Origin of the sequence: Eubacterium sp. 1001713B170207_170306_E7 (genome assembly GCF_015547515.1) — a bacterium.
Taxonomy (GTDB): Bacteria; Bacillota; Clostridia; order Eubacteriales; family Eubacteriaceae; genus Eubacterium.
The window spans coordinates 410,650-430,730 of record NZ_JADMVE010000002.1; the positions used below are offsets into that span (position 1 = coordinate 410,650).

Annotated in this window: 12 protein-coding genes; all 12 read left to right on the plus strand. The window is 43.2% G+C overall.

The window, feature by feature from the left end; all coding sequences use genetic code 11:
- Positions 1-14 precede the first annotated feature (14 nt).
- The 12 genes from I2B62_RS07265 to I2B62_RS07320 all read left to right on the plus strand — a co-directional run bounded on the left by I2B62_RS07265 (position 15) and on the right by I2B62_RS07320 (position 20,017).
- Positions 15-1,409, plus strand: coding sequence for a T7SS effector LXG polymorphic toxin (locus tag I2B62_RS07265; RefSeq protein WP_195268323.1), 1,395 nt, complete (start codon positions 15-17; stop codon positions 1,407-1,409).
- Between the two features lie 37 nt (positions 1,410-1,446).
- Entirely contained in the window at positions 1,447-1,953 is a 507-nt protein-coding gene (locus tag I2B62_RS07270) for a hypothetical protein (protein WP_195268324.1), read from the plus strand.
- A gap of 26 nt (positions 1,954-1,979) precedes the next feature.
- Positions 1,980-2,399 (plus strand): DUF5082 family protein, encoded by a 420-nt coding sequence (locus tag I2B62_RS07275; protein ID WP_195268325.1) that lies wholly within the window; start codon positions 1,980-1,982, stop codon positions 2,397-2,399.
- A 12-nt stretch (positions 2,400-2,411) separates the two neighbouring features.
- Entirely contained in the window at positions 2,412-2,873 is a 462-nt protein-coding gene (locus tag I2B62_RS07280) for a hypothetical protein (RefSeq protein WP_195268326.1), read from the plus strand.
- On the plus strand, positions 2,863-3,336 hold the full coding sequence (locus I2B62_RS07285; protein WP_195268327.1) for a hypothetical protein: 474 nt from the start codon (positions 2,863-2,865) through the stop codon (positions 3,334-3,336). Before I2B62_RS07280 ends, I2B62_RS07285 begins: the two co-directional genes overlap by 11 nt.
- 186 nt (positions 3,337-3,522) lie before the next feature.
- Complete coding sequence (locus tag I2B62_RS07290) at positions 3,523-5,064, plus strand: vWA domain-containing protein (protein ID WP_195268328.1); 1,542 nt, start codon at positions 3,523-3,525, stop codon at positions 5,062-5,064.
- Positions 5,065-5,080: 16 nt separating this feature from the next.
- On the plus strand, positions 5,081-5,572 hold the full coding sequence (locus tag I2B62_RS07295; protein WP_195268329.1) for a hypothetical protein: 492 nt from the start codon (positions 5,081-5,083) through the stop codon (positions 5,570-5,572).
- Positions 5,573-5,707: 135 nt separating this feature from the next.
- On the plus strand, positions 5,708-6,544 hold the full coding sequence (locus tag I2B62_RS07300; protein ID WP_195268330.1) for a recombinase family protein: 837 nt from the start codon (positions 5,708-5,710) through the stop codon (positions 6,542-6,544).
- Between the two features lie 326 nt (positions 6,545-6,870).
- A complete protein-coding gene (locus I2B62_RS07305) occupies positions 6,871-7,596 on the plus strand; it encodes a LytTR family DNA-binding domain-containing protein (RefSeq protein WP_195268331.1) in 726 nt (241 codons plus the stop codon).
- 148 nt (positions 7,597-7,744) lie between these two features.
- Complete coding sequence (locus I2B62_RS07310; protein ID WP_195268332.1) at positions 7,745-8,551, plus strand: hypothetical protein; 807 nt, start codon at positions 7,745-7,747, stop codon at positions 8,549-8,551.
- A gap of 108 nt (positions 8,552-8,659) precedes the next feature.
- Positions 8,660-14,257: a SpaA isopeptide-forming pilin-related protein gene (locus I2B62_RS07315; RefSeq protein ID WP_195268333.1), complete on the plus strand. Its 5,598-nt coding sequence runs from the start codon at positions 8,660-8,662 to the stop codon at positions 14,255-14,257.
- A 75-nt stretch (positions 14,258-14,332) separates the two neighbouring features.
- Entirely contained in the window at positions 14,333-20,017 is a 5,685-nt protein-coding gene (locus I2B62_RS07320; protein ID WP_195268334.1) for a SpaA isopeptide-forming pilin-related protein, read from the plus strand.
- Positions 20,018-20,081 lie beyond the last annotated feature (64 nt).

A 20,081-nucleotide genomic window follows, 5' to 3' on the forward strand; every position in this document is an offset into this window, starting at 1 on the left:
CTGGAGGAGAACAAATGTCAAGATTAATTAACGAAGAAATCGCAACGATGGAAGAAACCATTAAAACCTACAAGACAACGGTTCAGGAGGCCTGCTATGAGCAGTTTAAAAATGCCTTTACCCTGACCCAAAGCAACAACTTCAGGGGGGCAGCGGCCGATTCCTACAAAGGTTATATCAGTACAGCTACCATCAATCTTTTAAACGGCCTCATTAATGTTTCCGAGGAGCTGGCCACCACCATGGAGAGCATTAAGACCACCTTTCTTGGCCTGGAATCGGAGGAATCCGGCAGTATTGATACCGATACGCTGAGTGAAGTCATGCAGAACCTTACAACCAAAAACACGAGCTACATCAGTCTGGACAGTGAAATCCAGACCACACTGTCCAGTGCCGGGGAGTATATTGCCGTTACCCCCTTGTCGACCGATACGGTGAACTCGGCCTACACACAGCTGAACACGGATGTCCAGCAGGTAGGTTTTGATTTGGAAACCTGCAATACAAGCGCCCTGGCATTGGCAGACGCCATGCTCACACGCTTAAGGGACCTAAAAACAAATATTGAGAATATCAGCGGACAATACCATGTGAATGGAGAGATCGATTATGATAAGCTGCCGAATATGGTGTCTGAAAAGTGGTACAAACACGAGGATGTCGATAATCTAGAGCGGTTCTATGAAGGGGATGCCTTTGCTTTTGCGGCAGGATCGGGTGCAGTAAGTGAAGATCAATGGGCTTACGGGCTGGCATCCGATGCCTATGCTTATGCCGGCTATCAGTTATTGGGCGGCTCTTATGAAGGTCAGGTCAGAGATGGTGTGGCATCTGGCAGTTTTAGCGGCTCCATGCTCTCAGCTAATGGGGCAATGCAGATTACTGAGTATCTTAACGCAAAAGGAAATCTAGATATTTTAGCTGTTTCGGGAAAAGTACAGGCTGGATTTTCGAAAGATTACATCGGTTTTTCGGCAGAAGGAAGTGTGGCTTACGCCAAAGCGTCGGGATCGGTGGTACTGGGAAATGATGACTTTAATCTTAAAGCAGATGCTTCAGCGCAGGTTCTGTCCGCAGACGGCTATGCTAAATGTGAGGCGGACAGCAACGGAAACTTTGCCTTTGGATTGGGAGGAGATGCTTCATTGGCCAGTGCGGAGGCATCAGTCGGAGGTACGTTTTTTAGTATACCAACGGATAGAGGGGATGAGCCCCTGTTTGGTGCTAAAGCAAGTGTTTCAGCGGGTGTTGAAGCCGGTGCGCACTTTCTTGTTGAAAGTAAAAATGTCATTGATGGTGATGGCATTAATCTTAATGCAACGCATATCAAGCTTGGCGGAAAGCTTGGTCTGGGGCTGGAGGTTGATCTGACCATTCCCACCATCTCGTTTGACTGGCCGTGGTAAGACGTGTACAATAGAATTACATAAAGAGAGGTATTTTATGAGCAGCAATGATGTGTTGGCTGTGATTGTTCCCCTTATTACAGGAGGAATAATCGCGTTGGCTATCTTTTTGGCAGCAGGCGTTTATCTTTTTCGAAGGACCAGTGAGAAAATCCGGCAGGAGGCAAGTGATAAGGGAATTACCGTTAAAATGTACTGTGAGGACTGCCGCAGCACCTTTGAAATGCCGGCTTCTGTGGTGCTGTCCTCCAGGTTCAGCCGTGCGCCCAGAAAACAATTGTTAGTAAAGAAGCCCTTTGTATCCACAAAAGGGATTCCAATGGCAGGATCAGTGGAACGGGCTGTGAAATACAAACATTATTATAAATGCCCGGTCTGCCATCTCAGAGCGTGGCTGAAAATTGTCGATCCGGATGAGTATTACAACCAGTTGCAGCCAATTTTTATTAAAAAAAATTTGATGATGTTTTGGCTGGTGCCCATCGGTTTTGGCTGTCTGATCGTTTTGGGTTTGGTCTACAAGCTGGTCTCCCTGTTTTTTTAAACGCATTATAAGAAAGAGGTAAAAATATGTCATTAGAAAGTTTACAGAATTCTCTGTATTCAAAGCAGAGTGAAATCAGCGCAGAACGCGCCAATTTAAGCAATTACCAGGCAAAAATCGCAGAGATTGACGCCATCTATCAAACGTTAAAAGGACAGAAAAAATCCATGAAGGAGCTTAAAAAAGATGTCAAATCCTTTGGTGAGCAAAGCTATCCTTACTGGCAGGGCAATGTTTTTAAAACTAAATATCAGGAAAAACTGGATTCCCAGATTATCGAAGGCGGATATGAGGCTGTGATTGGTGAAATTGATACGAATTTAGATGCCCTGAACACCGCGAAAACAGAATACGAGAATAAGGTTTTGGCTTCACAGGGGCTTATTGGTGTTTTGGCAGCTGGCATTAACAGTCTGATCAATGCCATCGAAAATTTTGTCAATTAGAAAGGAAAGAAAATGTCAATCAAAATTAGAGTACCAGAGATAAACAAAAAACAGCTTGAGAATCCTCAGATTAAAAATGAGCTGGAAGAAGTGCAGGATATTTTCAGAAAAGCAGATTTCCCCTTTGTGGCGGACACGGTCAATTTTGTTTTTTTAAAGGGCCAATACTACAATATCGAAAAAAAGATGATCATCATCGCTGTTTTTGTGAACAAAACTAAGGATGTCGTCAAAGGGATCAACGCGTCAATTCGATTGAAATTCAGAAAGCTGAACGCGGAAATCATGCCGATGTCCGTGGCTTTTCCAGAGGAATTTGTGGGACGGCTGGCGCCAGATGAAGGGCTTTTGTTTCATCTCAGTATTCCGGTAAAAGGATTGAAAGCGGACGCTGTTTTTGCTTCAAAAGATATTGCCGGGGGAATCGAAAATGTAATGCTCTTAAAATCGGAGGAGAAAGATAATGAAAAATAAAATTGGTAGATGGTTATTGCCGGCAGCACTGGCATTTGTACTGCTTGTCACGCTCACTGGATGCGGTAAAAAAGAAGCCGTAACCGCAGAAGCCTTTCAGTCTGCAATGGAAGGACAGGGCTATACAGTCACTGACCTGACAGACCAGGCAAAGAGCAGCGGTATTTCAAAAATACTGCTGGCCGAAAACAGCGAGAAGGATATCAATATCCGGCTGACAATAACCGAGTCGGATAGCATTGCGAAACAGCTGTATAAAGCCGATGTGGATGTCTATGAGTCGGCGGGTCCGCAGATCAAAACAACAGCAGATGTCGGCAATTATAATAACTTTAAAGCCAGCTTTAGTGGCGAGCAGGTATATGTCGTTGAATATCGGGTGGACAACACACTGATGTCGGGTGCCGGTGATCTGTCGAAAAAAGATCAGGTCGACGCTATCTACAGTGGATTTAATTATTGATTACAATTAAATAGGATAATAAGACCCAGGTGTTTTACAGGCTTCCTGGGTCTTTTTGATTTGGAAAGAAAATACCTGCGGTGTTTGTGCTCAAATAACTGCTGTTTGTGCGTACTTATTTTCTGAAAACATCCTTAATGTATAATAAAAAAGAACTTGGTAATTCATTGAGGAGGAGAAAAAGAAGTGAAAAAATTTAGAAAGCCAGGGAGCTTTTTGTGCGCGCTGATGCTGCTTTTGATGCTAATGGGGCCAGCATATGCGGAAAGCTCACAGGATAATATGGCGGAAGCGCCGCTGCCAACGCCGACATTGACGGCAGATGTGAGCGTATCAGAAAAAGTGGTTCCTGGAACCAATGATACTTACGATGTTACGGTAAGCATGACGCCCAAAAATGCGTCATATTCCAGTACAACAACGGATGAGAACAGTAAAGCAGATGTTATTTTTCTGGTAGATACCTCCTACAGCATGGAGGATGAAAAAATCGAAAAGCTGAGGGGAAGTGCCAGTCAGTTTGCATCCTTGCTGCTACAAGGTGGCAATGACGCTGTCCGAGTCAGTATTATTAATTTTGACAGCCAAGACCAATCCACGGTTCGGATTCCGCTTTCATCCAACCTGTCAGAAGTGCAGACAGCGATCAACGGTTTGGTGCCGCAGGGTACGACCTATCTTGAGCCCGGGCTGCTAAATGCGCAGACCCAGTTTGATGTAAACGGGCGGACCGAAGCTCAGAAAGTCCTTGTGGTATTGGGCGACGGCACCGTTTCAGACAAACAGGCCGCAAAAGACAGTATGGCGGCAATGAAGCTGGCGTATCCCAGTGTAACCATCAAAACCATTGGATACAAAATCAGCTCATACACTGAAACTTTTTTTCGGGAGCTCGCTCAGATAGACACCGAAAACGGGCAGTACTATAACGCGGATACTGACAATCTGGATGATGTTTTTTCCGATATCAGCCAGCAGGTAGTCACAGCCCAGGTGAATATTAAAAAGCTGACGGCCCTCTGCCAAAAACCCGAAAATTTCGATATTGTACCCGGTTCTCTGGTGAATCCGGATGGTCTGACTTTGGATATGGATCAGTTCGATGCGGGCATTATCCAGGCGGAGATCAGTACACCACAGAGCGGTGCGCCCCTGACCTTCAGCTATCAAATTAAGATCGACCCGGTAAAGGCTGCGCAGAACCGCGAAGAAATTGGAAATGAACTGAATTATGATTTCAAATATTTTTATGACCAGTCCGGCACTGAACAAACAGGCGCGGTAGCTGACCGTGATTTAGCACCGGTTTTCTACATCGATACCGAGGCTGACGAAAATGGCCTCATTGACGCTGATCAGATTGTTGGCAAAGGCGCTGATGTGAGTGTGGCCTGGTCACCGAATGAAGGATACAGCCTGAGCAGCGCGCTGCTGGATGGAACAGAGCTGGGAAATCTTTTCAGCAATGAATTTAGTGATGTGTCAGAAAATCATATTCTGAAGGTAACTTTTATTAAAACCGTGCCGCCTGTTGTGCCGACGGTAACCCCACAGGAGCCTGTGCCGTCACCGGAGACCCCGCAGCAGGAAGAAGTGTCAGACAATACACCAGTTACACCGGCCACAGGTCTTTCAAATCACTATTCCGTTCCGGCCATATCCGCTGTTTTTATATTAATAGTGACAGCTGTGATCGCAACCCGTTTAAAACATAAAGCAAATAGATAATTTAAGGAGGATTTTTATGTATACCGATTCTTATTACGACCCTACCACAGCAGCCATTCTGTCCATGCTGATGGCTTACCTGGTGGTCCTATTGATCATTGGCATTGTTCTTTATATTTTTTCGTCCATCAGCTTATATACGATGGCCAAAGGCCGTGGTATGAGCAAACCATGGCTGGCCTGGATTCCCATTGCGAATTCCTATCTAATGGGAAAACTGATCAACGAAAAGGTCGCCTTTGGCTCCTTTGTAATCCCATATGCCCATGTGCTGCTTCCGGTATTACCATTGGTCTGTGGCTTTCTTACCAGAATCCCATATATGGGCTGGTTGTTTTTGATTGTAAGTCTCGTTTACAGTTATGGAGCCTTATACCGTCTGTACAAAATGTACAAGCCGCAAGATGCCGTTTTGTATTTAGTGCTTAGTATTATTTTTGCTGTTACACAGCCTTTCTTCATGTTCTCGATGAGAAAAAATAAAGAGGAAGAGTACTTGTCTGAATAAAAAAGCCAATGGACCGTTGCCAAAACCAGGCTGCGGTCTTTTTTTTATGGCATAAATGTTATTCTTTCCGTATGTTTGAGTATAAAAAAATTTATAAAATCTGGTAAAATTTATAAAAAAATCAAAGGAGAAAATATGAAAACATACGGATATGTACGAGTATCGTCAAAGGATCAGAATGAGGACCGTCAATTATTGGCCATGGAACAGGCAGGAGTCGATATCAAAAATATTTATATTGACAAACAGAGCGGAGCGGATTTTAATCGTCCTAGATATAAGGCGTTACTAAAAAAACTGAAAAGAGACGATGTAGTCATCGTGAAATCCATTGACCGGCTTGGCAGGAATTACAAAGAAATTTTAGAACAATGGCAGATACTGACAAAACAAAAGGGAATCGGGGTAGTTGTATTGGATATGCCATTACTGAATACCAGAGCGGACAAAGACCTTATTGGCACACTGATTGCAGACATTGTGCTGCAGCTGCTTTCCTATGTGGCAGAGACAGAGCGCCAGTATATCCGGCAGCGGCAGGCGGAAGGGATTGCGGCTGCAAGAAAAAAAGGAAAACATCTGGGGCGAAAGCCGAAGCCCATTTCCTCCAGATTTAACGATGTCTGCAAAGAATGGCAGGCGGGTAAGATCAGCCGAAACAAAGCGGCGAAAATGCTGGATATCAGCGCGGAAACCTTTAAAAAATGGGTAGAGGTGACAGGAAATGAATCCGAAGACGCCATAGGGAAAAGAGGGAAAAAGAAAAAACCAAAAGCCTTTGTCAAGATATTCAATCAATGGAAAAATGGAGGGCTTACAACTCAAAAAGCAGCTGCGGCGTTGAATGTCAGCAGCCCAACTTTTTTAAAATGGGCTCAGGAAGCATCTGGAAAAAACGATTTAAAACAACGCTCAGAGAATATAAAAAGAGCCAACTACGATACAAGTTTGGTAAAAAAAGAACGAATATAGTAAAACTGGAGAAAAAGGTAGACTTTTTTATGCCAGTTTTTTTGTTTGCTTAAAGGCAGATAACGAAAGCTTTTGACTGTATTTAATGAAAAGATATAATTTAACACCACTTTTCAGAATATTCTTCACTATATCTTATATTGTAAAAAAAGTCTACTTTTAATGAATAGTTTTTTACTTTTAAAAATAAAGGAAAGAAGCGCTGATTAACAGTCGTTTGTGCAAAGATAACGGCTGTTTGTGTCGTTGATAAACATTCGAATATTGAGAGTGTTATAGTGATGGTGGCTAACATTTCCGAGCAAATTGTCGCAAAGGAGAAATCAATGAAAATTGTCATTTGTGATGACGAAAAAAACCAGATAGAAAAATACAGACAATGGATATTGGATGAAAACCAAACAAAGAAAATACCCATTCAATTGATGACCTGCTTAAGCGGTGAAGAGCTGCTTTTTAAAATAGAGGACGACATGCACGAGGTGGACATTATTTATCTGGATGTCAACATGACTGGCATTAATGGTTTGGAGGTTGCGCATAAATTACGCGAAAGAGGATACTTAGGCGAAATCATATTTTTAACAGTAATGTACGATAAGGTGTTTGAAGCTTTTGATGTAGATGCCATGCACTACATTCTCAAAGAAAGAACAAGCCGAAAAAAGTTTAATGAAATTTTTGATCGCGCGGTTACAAGATGCGTTAATCGAAGACAGGAGATCGCGGTTTTTACCTGTGCGGGAGAAACTCGTAGTGTGCCGGTTGCGAGCATTCGGTATTTTGAGGTATCACGGCATCTTATCACAATTTATTACGGTGGCAATGAAACCTTTGAGTTTTATTCGACATTGGGAAAAATTGAAGAAATGCTGTTCGCCAAAGGATTTATCCGCATACATAAAAGCATTCTGGTAGCAAAGCGCTACATCGCTAAAATCGCTTACTTAAAGGCTTATCTGATAACAGGTGAAGAATTGACCGTTGGACGGTCATACTATAAGGCGTTGAAGGAAGAAGTCGAAGCGACGGCATTGAAAGAGGGCGATTAACATAAATAGATTTTTTCAAAAAAGCATAGTACTGGTTTCGGTATTTTTTGTCATGCTTGTTTTGTGTGGAGCCAGTGCCCGCGGTATAATCGAACGCTATTGGGTCAACGGCCAGGGGGATGGTTTTTATCTTGCGGGCAAGTGCTTTGTGCTGACAGAAGAAGAAATAAAATCGCTGGAAGACAGGGATGCCTTCGAAAAACTTATTATGGAAAAAGCCTATATTGGTGTCCGCAGGATTAATCATCACGTGGTAGAAGAAGAAAACTGTCCTGAAAATTTTGCAAAGATAGAACTTTCAGATTACCAGAAAAATCCATGGAAATCGGGCCATTGGGCAAGACTTTGTCAATACGAAAACGCGGACGATACAAATTATATTGACATCTGGATCTATACCGATACACCCATTCCTCCGCGATTGACAGAAGAAAGCGGTTCAGGAAATGGAGATAGTAGCAATAACGGCGGACAGAATTCTGCGGAAAATAGACCTGTTGGCACGCTTCCCGATGGTATTACAGGTGGACAACAGAATTTATCACAAATGCTGCCGGCTGCAGTCACGAGTGTTATTTCCAATTTGAGCGATACAACCCTTACGCTTCAGAATGACACTGAAAATAAGCCTCAAATCATGCAGACTGCAGAGCGAACGGCAAATAAAAATGCGCAGCTCAGTGCGGCGGACAAAACAGCCGGCAGAGATTTACCGCTGTTTGAAAAGGCCATGTATGGGATGTTTGGCGCTGTTGTGCTGGCAAATCTTTGTCTGGGACTCAATCTTATCAAAGATTTTAGAATATTACATTGGTACAAACGAAAGAAAAAAGAACGTTTGAGAAAGGAGATAGGCGCTGATGACAATAATAATACTTACTTGTTTGCTGGTAGGTACTTTAAGTATTGGAATCATAGTGAAACGCTATACGTCAAAAAGGTTAACCGAGATTGATGGAATGCGGGGCATTTACATGTATGACAACAGTAGGTTGGTATACGGTAGGAAAACTTAGAGGATATTGTTTTTTATTAAAAACAGACAATTAAAGGAGAATTAATAATGAAGAAAAAACTATTTGGAGTTTTAACGGTATTAATCATTTTATTTTCAATGGTGATGCCCGGAGCCTTTGCGGAAGAAAGCAAAACGGATAGTATCCAGAACCAAAATATTATTGAAAACAGTGCAGCCCTTTCTGTGATTGAGAATAATGGGATCGAGCAGGAGAAGGAAATCACTGACGAACAAGAAAATGAAGAAAATATACAAGAGGAAGCTTCTCCATTGAGCATAATGAGAAATGCGCCTTACTACATGGTGAAGCATCTAACAAGTTCTGAAGATTGTAAAGGGGTAGTTGTTGGACCAGGGATAAATACAGGCATACTTCGTCAGCAATATGTCTACACGATGAATGGTATACCTGCATTCTGTACTGAGGTAGAAAAACCAGCGAGAGTATATGAATTTGATGGATGGATTGATAATGAAAGCCTTGCTAATCTTCCATTTTATTCTTATTGTGCAGAATATATAAAAAACGGAGATGAATTTTATACTTTAGCGGTTCAATGGCTGGTATGGGAACAGGTGCACAATGCGACCTCTTATCCAGAGAATGATACAGTTGCTGAAAATATGGAGATATTAAAAAAAGCAGCTGAGAAAGCTTATAAAAAGCCAAGTTTTGACAATCAAACCTTTGATATTGAAGTCGGAAAATCCATTACGATCGAAGACACCAACGGTGTCCTTGGCAGTGAGTTTAATGATTTTGTTGGAAAAATAACAACTGCTGATGGAATCAGCATCTCTAAAAATGGCAACAAAATTACTATTTCAGTTGCGGCGGATACAGTTAGTGGTGATCATAATGTGAAAATCGAAAAATATCCTGACGAATACATTGGTGATTCCATGTACTATCAGCCAATTGATACTAACGGCAATCATGATTTTAGCGCACAAGCTATGCGCAGCTTTAAATTCAAAGACCAGTTAAGCTGTAATTTCAAGGTCAATGTAAAAAGCGGAAGACTTCAGATTCAGAAAAAAGATAATGTAGATTCGAACGTTGTGGTTAAGGATGCCAAATTTAAGGTTTCTAAAAATGCTGATATGAGCAATCCGGTTGGGATCTACAGTACCTTAGATGATGGAAAAACTCAGGTTATTGAAAATTTGTTACCTGGAAAATATTATGTACAAGAAATTTATGTTCCCGGAGCATGGGTCATTGACAACACCATAAAAGAAGTTCAGGTCGATGTGAGTAGCGATGCTACACCATTAACAGTTTTTGAACAGACCAACAATCGGAAAGAGGGCTATGTAGAAATCGGAAAGAATGACGCGGATACTCCGAATTCGGATAATACAAAGCCTTTTACTAACACTACAGAGAGTGTAAATGGTGGACAATTTGCTGTTTTTTACGCAGACGGTCCCATGAAGGATCAGGAAGCGCCAATTTCGCACCTGATTTCTAAACGCGGTGAAAAAGTCAAATCTGAGGTTCTGTACTATTATGGCGACAACTTCCAGTATAACACTTACTATGTCCAGGAAATTCAGGCGCCGAACGGTTATTTCCACAGTGACGAAAAATATTACTTCACACTGACTAAGCCGACTGAGACCTTCAGCTATACCTTTAAGAACCTGGAAAGCCTTGGCAGCTGCGTTATTTCAAAGCAGGATACCGTAACTGGAGAGGAAAACCTCGGAGATGCGACCTTTGAAGGAGCAGAATACACTCTGTACGCAAAGGAAGACATCAAGGCGCCGTGGGATCCAAACACTGTTTTGATCAAAGCGGGCACCCCAGTTCATACTTTTATTATGGACAAGGACGGGAAGACTGATGCAAAAGACCGATTGTTTTTAGGTGAATACTATATTAAGGAAACGAAAGCGCCTAATGGCCAGACAGCCGCACAGGAAGGCAGTCTTGAGAACCTTACAGACCAGATAAAGGAGTCACCTTCCTACAATTTAGATACGACCGAATACCCGGTCAGCTTAAAATACAACGGACAGCATGAAGCGGTAGAGCTGGTCGACAATCTTTCAAAGGATCGTGTGGTCAGTCAGGCCTTCCAGGTCATAAAAATTAACGAAAATGATGACAGCACTACTAACCTGTTGGAAAAAGCTGAGTTTGAAGTTAAGCTGAAAAGTGAGTTCGACAAATATTATGTAGAACCGGCAGATACCAGTGACGTTGCAGCTATGAAAAAAGCCTTTGCCGAAGCATGGGCAAAAACGCCCATCGCCAAAGATAAGGATAATAATGATGTTCCAACCCTGGTTACCGATTCAAAGGGCTGGGCGATGACACCACGACTGCCCTACGGAACCTATATTCTTCATGAAACAGTCGTGCCGCAATGGCAGCTTCAAACTATGGATCCTTATGTCTTTGTTGTTGACAAGGACTCTGAAGATCCAAAACAATGGGCGGTTCAAACAGATGAAACTTTTGAAGGTCGTGTGAAAATTGTTAAAAAAGATGCAGAATACGGTAATGTCGTACTGAAAAATACCAAGTTTAAGATTTATGATACTGATAAAAAGGAATATGTCCGACAAAAAATCGGTGGTCAGTGGACCGAAGTATTCCAGACAGAAGCAGATGGTTATACTGGATTTTTTGAAACACCACAGGCATTGACCGCAGGCCACTATCAGATTCAAGAAGTGGAACCACCTATTGATTATATCCAATATCTTGGTCCGACTGATGCTTTAAATGTTGCTATACAGGAAAGAGATGGTAGTAGCTTTGAATACGATCCTGTAGACAAAGTAGGTGTATTCACAATAAATGTTGTTAATAAACCTACTTATGGAGAGATTGTTCTTGATAAAGAAGATATTGATGATCCGTCCATTAAGGTAGGAAATGCTACTTTTCAGTTGATTGCTAACAAGGATATTTACAAGCCATATCAATATATTACTGATGAAAACAGAGAAGAAATGATCATCTATCATAAAGGGGATGTCATTACAGATCGACCCAATCAATGGGGGGGAGCAAATGGTCTTTATACAACAGATATAAACGGACATCTTGAAATTTCAAACCTTCCAATGGGCACTTTGGATACAAACGGGGCGGAATATAAGCTTGTTGAAGTTGAGGTACCGGATGGTTATTTAAATACAGATATTGATGAAAATGGAAAAGTTAAAGAACCTATATCATATGGAAACTTTGAAAAAATTATTACCTTTCTAAAAGATAAAGACGACATTGAAACAGAAAAGTATACTTATAATTTAAAGGTTCTTGAAGATTATACAAAGATTCAGATTCACAAAGTAGATGCCAATGGTTATGAAGCCGAGCATGAACAGCTGCTTGGCGGCGCTGAGTTGGCAATTTATAAAGCAGATGGCAGCGGTCAGCCAACAGGCGACCCAATTGCGAAATGGACCAGTAAGGAAGGCGAGGTAGAAAAAATATACCGTGTGCTGGCGCCAGGCAACTATATCCTAAGAGAAGAAAAAGCACCGGACGGCTATGTGAAAGCACCGGACGTGGCCTTTGAGGTCAAAGAAACAGGCGCTGTACAGGATGTAACCATTAAAAATGACTACACCAAGCTGAACATCAATAAATATGAAGCTGGTACTCAAGACCAGCTCGCAGGTGCAAAACTGCAGATTATCCAGGTGACCGATGGCGTGGAAACTGTCATGCGGGAATGGGTAACAGATGGTAAAATCCATCAGGAAATTAAGCTGGCGCCAGGTGACTACATTCTGCGTGAAGTGGAAGCCCCGGCAGGCTATATGAAAGCAGCAGATATGCCCTTTACCTTAAAAGGTGACTGGGTAGATGGAGTGATACCAGAACAGAATATCCAGCTTGAGGATGATTATACCCTGGTAGAAATTTCCAAAGTGGACTTAACCGGTGACGACACCGCAGCCGAGCTTAAAGGCGCCGGACTGGCCCTTTACAAAGCGACCGAGGATGGACAGGCTGGAGAGATTGCGAAAATTTATAACCGTGAGACAAAGCAGTATGAAGATGCTCGATGGACAACGGATGGCAGTGTAAAACAGCTGATGGGATTAGAACCTGGAAACTACATACTGCGTGAGGAAAAAACCCCAGATGACCGCTATGTGAAAGCAGAAGATAGGCTCATCACCGTTGATGATAAAGGCTATATTGCGTCAGGAAACCAGGCGCAGCAAGTCGATCCCATGACAAACTACTGGACAGAGGTATCGGTGACCAAGAAAAATGCTTATGACGGCAGCAATCTGGCAGGTGCTACCCTGTCAATCTATCCCGTTGACGAAAATAACCAGATCACCGGAGATGCCCTGCGCACCTGGATCACTACCACAGAGACTCAGGTACAGAAAGGTATACCAGCAGGCAGATACGTTTTAAGAGAAGACGCTGCGCCGGCAGGCTATCTGAAGGCGGCCGATGTGCCCTTTACTCTGACAGCCTTCAAAGGACAGAATACGGTTACCCTTGAAATGACGGACGAACCCTTTAACATGGATTTCCTGAAGTACAGCGATATGGACGATGTCATCAAAAGGCCGGTTGTCAAGTCAATTGACGGCAAGCTGGTAGGCGCCACAATGGGAATCTATGACGTGGATAGTTTTACCTATGATCCGGATACCGGAACAAGCGATATCCCATTGATCAGCTGGAATACGTCTAATAGAGAATTAATCAAATATACTGGTATCTTTCCGACTATCAGCACGGCAATTGCCCAGGCTAAGGTGGTCAGCAGTGTTGATGGCCCAGGCCTGGAAGTGGGGAAAACCTATGTGTATGCCGAAGCTGATAGACCAAGTTTTGTGCTTATATTGCCTGAACCGGTGTATTTTAAGGTAGATGTGGATGCAGCCGGCGCGCCGAAATTCTATTACTGGACCGCCGGAAATGAAGCTAATCCCACCGTGGTCGATGCTACACAGGTACAGGAAAAGGATGCCGATGGCAATGTTACAGGTACCTATCAGAGCTTCTGCGATGACCAGGACGGCAACAACAACTATAACGACGGTACTGTTGAGGTGCTCAATCGGGTTGAAAAGGACTGGGCTAATGCCCGAATCAGTGTTTCCGCTGTAGACGCTGACAGCAATAACAACGTGCCTGGCGCCAAGTTAGAGCTTTACTTAAAAACCGTGAAGCAGGATGTGAGCCCTGTCAGCCGCCTGATGCTGCGTGCTACCAGCTTTACACCGTTTGCCGACAAGGTTGAAGAAGCCTTGGACGCTGTGGAATATGTATTGATCTCCGAATGGACCTCTGGTGAGCAACCACAGATCGAAGCAGCCTGGTGGCTGTCTGAGGGATCAGAGCTTCAGATACGCGAGGCCGCGCCGCCGGAAGGCTATTATCAGGCTGATAATATCGACTTTGTGCTTGAAAACAAAAATCCAGAGGAACCGGCAGATATGGTGGCTGAAATTAAAGTACCCCATAAAAAAATACCGGTATTGCCTTCAGATAATAATGGAGGAACCACTGAGGAAAATAGTGGGTCAAAAGTAAATGACAACGCCAAAACTGGTTTTAGCAGCGAAGGAGGAATGGCAATGACACTGCTGGTAATGGCTGGAGCAGCCCTTGCCGGAACAGTAATTTACCGAAAAAAAGCAAAATAAACAGAAGATAGACGGAAAACAGAATACAGGGGAGCGCTTTTGGTTAAAAAGGCGCTCCAGCAAGAGAGGATAATTATGAAAGAAAAGCGAAAACGAGCAAAACTTTGGCCGTTGCTCCTGATATTAAGTATGTTGCTGACCAGCATGCCTGTATCGGCCAAAACGGTTAACATCGAAAGTGCCAAGGAGACGGGCTTCCGTATTGCAATCCGCCTGGATGGCAATCAAGTAGGGTACTGTTTTGATGGAGAGTTAAGTGCGCCGAAAGGTAATTATGATCTGGTTGAAACCACTCACGGTATTCCACGGGATATTATTACAGAAAAAAATTTAACAGCAGATGATGTCAGCAAAATCAATGCGGCCCTGTACTCTGGCTATGGCGGCCCAGCACAGGATACTCTTTTATCCCGGCTTAAAACAGCTATGGCAGGCTTAGATATTGAGAACAGTTATCCAGAAATTTATAAATACGGACAGGATTTTACAGCGAATACCATATCACCTGTAGCCGTTGATTTCACAGGCTTTACAGAAGAGCAAATCGAAACCATGGCAGAGGGGGTCACTCAGATTGCCATCTGGAACCTCAATAAAGATGTTGAACGTGTGGCCAGGTTGGAGCATTTAAAAAGCAGCAATGCCTTAGATATGAGTCGGGCTGGCGGCAATAATGTTGCATATTCTACTAATTTTTATAAATGGACCAGTGAAACAACAGCATTGTCCCAATCGTCTGCTCCAGTAGATCAAGCTGAAAGTATTTTATTATGGCTGATTGGCGATCCGGATAAAGTTTATAGCTATGACACCTCTCCGGATGGCACTCATCTCTTTAAAGTAGAGCCGTCTGATCAGTTTAAAACAGAAGCAGAAAGCCTGCGCAACGAGCTTGGCACAGTTCTGAAGGACTATTATCAAAAATTGATAACAACACCTGAACTGAAGGCATCCCCTTCTGTCAGTTTTACACCGGACAATGGATCTTTTGTGGCAAACACTAATCCTCAGATTAGTGAGAGCTATGTTTTAAAAGACAGCATTACCCTTGCTGCCAACGATATAAAAGATGATCTGGGCCAGTCAGGAGCAACCTTTCAATTAGGCGTGCCAGCAGGTTATACTTTGTATATTGACAATAGCGGCGTTCTGGAGAAAGTCACCCCCTATACTCAATTCAGCGGCAATGAAAAGCTGTGGATGGCTACCGACAATGCAAATAATGACAACAGAACCTTTACCTTTGGCACAACAGGATTGTTCACTAACACGGATATTCTGTTTTACCGTTCAAGCGACAGCACAAGACAGAATGTCGTGCGCCCAACAGCTGTGTCTGAACAGCTTGAGTTCAACTTTACAACCGCACAGAAATACCCTGTAACCATCACAAAAACCGATTTAGGCGGTAAAGAGGTTGAGGGCGCAACCATTGCGGTTTATAAAAAGGGTGAAACAGAGCCATTATACACCGCGGTATCGCAGGCGAATGGACAGGTAGTATTTGAGCTTCAGCCCGGGGATTATACCTTCAAAGAAACCATTACCGCGCCGGGATACAGTGTCAACCCGATCGAAAAAGATTTTACAGTAAATACGGATGGGACAGTTACCGCAGAAAAGGGTATGACCATTGAGAATACACCATTAAAGTTGTCTGTCTCTAAAAAAGCAATAACTGGAGATGATGAACTTAAAGGTGCGGATTTTACACTTACTAAATTAAATGATGATGGAACAAAAGAAATCGTTGATTTGTGGACCTCGGATGGTACACCACATGAAATCAGCGTAAGTGTTCAGAATATTTCGGGTACACACTATCTGGAAGTTGGGAAAACCTATGAATTGACAGAAAATGCAGCACCAGTTGGATATGAATTAACAAACACAATCAAATTTACAATTAATGATGATGGAAAAGTACAGATTATTGGAACTGGTGAAGTAGATGAAAACAACCAGATTACCGTGAAGGATAATCCGATTGAGGTTAGCTTTTCTAAATACAGTCTTACTGGAAGGGAAGAATTGCCGGGTGCTAAACTGACGTTAAAAGACAGTGCTGGAAATATAATCGACAGCTGGACATCTGGAACAGATTCTCATGTTATTACAGGAAAACTGACTGCCACCAAAGAATATATTTTAGTGGAAGAAACGGCGCCTGAAGGCTACACCATCGCTGAATCCATCAGCTTTACTGTTAACCAGGACGGAACGGTAACCATTACCGGACAATCTGGTTCGAGCACTGAGGTTATCATGCGGGATGACTACACAAAAGTCAATTTCTCCAAACAGTCTTTATTTGGAAGCAATGAACTTCCAGGCGCAAGTTTGAAAGTTGAAGAACTGGATGAAAATGGAAAAGTCGTAAAGACTATTGATGAGTGGACATCAACCGATGCAGTTCATCAGATTGTAGGAAAACTGGTGGTTGGTAAAACCTACCAGATGACCGAAGTTACAGCCCCACAAGGCTATGAAGTGGCAGAAAGCATTAAGTTTACAATTGATGAAAAGGGAAAAGCGGTTGTCAACGGAACAGCAGGGGATACCGTTACCATGAAAGATTCCCCGATTGGGATCAGCTTTTCTAAGAAAACCATTGCGGGCTCCGATGAACTCCCGGGCGCTGTATTAAAGATTACAGATGTTGATGGTAATTTCATTGATGGCTGGACATCCGGCACAGAGCCACATAACATCAAAACGCTTGAAGCAGGAAAAACCTATTTTATGATTGAAGAGACAGCTCCAAACGGTTATATTGTGGCAGAAAAAATTGAATTTACAGTCAATGACGATGGAACTGCAACCATTAAAGGTCAGGAAGAAAGCACCGGAACCATTGTCATGCGGGATGCCCAGGAGGGTACCGTATCCTTTTCTAAAAAAGCCGTCAATGGTACAGAGGAGCTGCCGGGCGCCAAGCTTACCGTAAAGGATAAAGATGGAAATGTTATCCGTTCGTGGACTTCGCAGGAAGGAAAAGCTGAAGTTATCGAAGGCATGCAGCCTGGCGAGTACACCATGGTTGAAGAGACAGCTCCAGCCGGTTACATTAAGGCTGAAAGCATCACCTTTACTGTACATGGAGATGGTTCGGTTTCAGTAAATGGTCAGACAGCTGAAGGCAATGTTGTTACCATGCTGGATGATTATACAAAAACAACTATCAGCAAGCAGGATATTACAAATAATCAAGAGCTGCCAGGTGCAACACTTCAGATTTTAGATGCAAATGGCAAGATTGTTGAAGAATGGGTGTCAGGAGCAGAACCCCATACCTTTAACGCGCTGCCGGTTGGTGACTATACTTTGGTAGAGATCACCGCGCCAAACGGATACTCTAAAGCAGAGAGCATTCCGTTTAAAGTAACAGAAACAGGGATTGAGCAGGTTGTTACCATGCTTGACGCCCCTAACGGCGTATCCTTTTCCAAAAAAGCCGTCAATGGCACAGATGAGCTGGCCGGCGCGAAGCTGAAGGTTTTGGATAAGGATGGCAAGGTTGTTGACAGCTGGACCTCAACCGATACACCGCATATCATTGAAAAAATGACAGCGGGCGAATATACCATGGTTGAGGAAACTGCACCGGATGGCTATGTGAAAGCAGAAAGCATTACCTTTACGGTGAATGAAGACGGCAGTGTTATTGTCAACGGGACCACTGGTTCCGGCGTGACCATGCTGGATGATTACACCAAAGTACAGATCAGCAAAAAAGATATTGCAGGCAGCGATGAATTGCCCGGAGCAACTTTGATCATAAAAGACAAGGATGGCAAGGAGATCGAACGCTGGGTATCTACAGACAAACCATATGTTATTGAAAAATTGCCAGTTGGAGATTACACACTGGTCGAAGAAACCGCACCGGACGGATACACAGTTGCGGAAGAGGTGCCTTTTACTGTCACTGAGACAGGAGAAATCCAAACCGTTGAAATGACGGATAAACCGACGGAAGTTTATCTGACAAAAAAAGATATTACAACCGGCGATGAACTGCCTGGAGCAACTTTGATTGTAAAAGACAAAGATGGCAATGAAATTGATCGCTGGGTATCCACCGATGAACCCCATAAGATCGAAAAATTAACAGAAGGGGAGACTTATACTCTCATCGAAGAAACCCATCCGTTTGGGTACGTTACGGCCGAAGAAATTACCTTTGTTGTCGGAAAAGATGGTGTCACCATTGAAAATCCAATTATCATGGTTGATGATTACACAAAATTTGAATTTTCCAAGTTCTCCATCACGGGGAGCCAGGAAATTCCAGGCGCTAAATTAACCATAAAGGATAAGGATGGTAAAGTGGTTGACAGCTGGACCTCAACCGATACCCCTCATATTGTTACAAAATTGAATCCAGGTGATGAGTACACCTTAATTGAAGAAGCCCCACCGGAAGGATATTACACCGCGGCAGCTGTCAAGTTTACAGTCAGCGATACCGGTGAAGTACAAAAAGTAGCTATGCGTGACGAACCTGTTGTGGATTTTGAAGTGGTTCTGACAAAAACAGATCTTACGACCGCAGAACCAGTTCCAGGCGCTACCGTGGTCATTAAAGACAGTGATGGCAAAGTGGTATTTGAGGGTGTCACCGATGAAAAGGGACAGATTAAAACAACAAAGCTTGCACCGGGTAACTATACCTTCGAGGAAACCATTGCGCCAGTCGGCTATGACCGCAGAACAGACAGCTTCCCCTTCACAATTGATAAGGATGGCAAAGTAACTGGAACGACGACCTTTACGGATGCACCATTACAGGTTGACATCAGCAAGGTCGCCATTACCGGAGGACCCGAGCTCCCAGGAGCAGAGCTGTCCATTATCGATAAAGAGACAGGTGAAGTCATTGAGAGCTGGACATCAACAAGTGAAGTTCACCGTGTATCCAAAGGAAAACTGAAAGAAAGCCACACCTATATCCTTCACGAAAATCTCGCACCTATCGGGTATGAATTAGCGCAGGATATTGAGTTTACTGTAGCGAATACCGGCGAAGTGCAGAAAGTTGAAATGATTGATGAAATCAAACCAGAACTGGAAGTTGGATTCTCTAAGAAAGACATCACGACTGGTGAAGAAATCCCTGGCGCTAAGCTGTCTGTCTACAAAAAAAATCCCGACGGCACCAGAGGCGAACTAATTGAAACATGGATTTCAGGAAACACACCTCATATCATTAAAGGTCTGGAAAAAGGAGAAACCTACACAATGGTTGAAGAAATTCATCCAGATGGGTTTGTGCCGGCAGAAGCCATTGACTTTGTGGCTGGTGTTGGAAATCTGGTAGAAATGTTTGATGATTACACAAAAGTCGACATTTCGAAACAGGATGCGACGACCGGACAGGAACTGGCAGGAGCTAAGCTGACCCTGACCGATGATTTTACAGGTAAAGTTGTTGCCAGCTGGACCTCCGGCACCACACCATACAGAATTAATTATCTGGTAGCGGGAAGAACATACACCTTGCATGAAGACCTTTCGCCGCTTGGCTACCATGTCGCCTCTGACGTGAAGTTCACAGTATCCCTCACGGGTGAGGTGCAGAAAGTAGTCATGAAGGATGAAGTCATTAAAGTAACGAATATTGTGGAAAATGTCAACACGGGCATTATGCGCAACTCAACCTTCATGCTTATTGCCATTACATTGATCGTGGCAGGATTGTCAGGAATTGCTGTGATGGTGCTGATTAAAAATAAGAGAAGCTCAATCAAAAACAAATAATAATCAGAAAATAAAGTATATATTTGGCTAATGTTAACCGGGGCGCAGACTTTGCATTTGTGCT

Bases quoted from the DNA above. Each gene is read 5' to 3' on its own strand.
- I2B62_RS07265 (WP_195268323.1), top strand. From the start codon at position 15: ATGTCAAGATTAATTAACGAAGAAATCGCAACGATGGAAGAAACCATT.
- I2B62_RS07270 (WP_195268324.1), top strand. From the start codon at position 1,447: ATGAGCAGCAATGATGTGTTGGCTGTGATTGTTCCCCTTATTACAGGA.
- I2B62_RS07275 (WP_195268325.1), top strand. From the start codon at position 1,980: ATGTCATTAGAAAGTTTACAGAATTCTCTGTATTCAAAGCAGAGTGAA.
- I2B62_RS07280 (WP_195268326.1), top strand. From the start codon at position 2,412: ATGTCAATCAAAATTAGAGTACCAGAGATAAACAAAAAACAGCTTGAG.
- I2B62_RS07285 (WP_195268327.1), top strand. From the start codon at position 2,863: ATGAAAAATAAAATTGGTAGATGGTTATTGCCGGCAGCACTGGCATTT.
- I2B62_RS07295 (WP_195268329.1), top strand. From the start codon at position 5,081: ATGTATACCGATTCTTATTACGACCCTACCACAGCAGCCATTCTGTCC.
- I2B62_RS07300 (WP_195268330.1), top strand. From the start codon at position 5,708: ATGAAAACATACGGATATGTACGAGTATCGTCAAAGGATCAGAATGAG.
- I2B62_RS07305 (WP_195268331.1), top strand. From the start codon at position 6,871: ATGAAAATTGTCATTTGTGATGACGAAAAAAACCAGATAGAAAAATAC.
- I2B62_RS07315 (WP_195268333.1), top strand. From the start codon at position 8,660: ATGAAGAAAAAACTATTTGGAGTTTTAACGGTATTAATCATTTTATTT.
- I2B62_RS07320 (WP_195268334.1), top strand. From the start codon at position 14,333: ATGAAAGAAAAGCGAAAACGAGCAAAACTTTGGCCGTTGCTCCTGATA.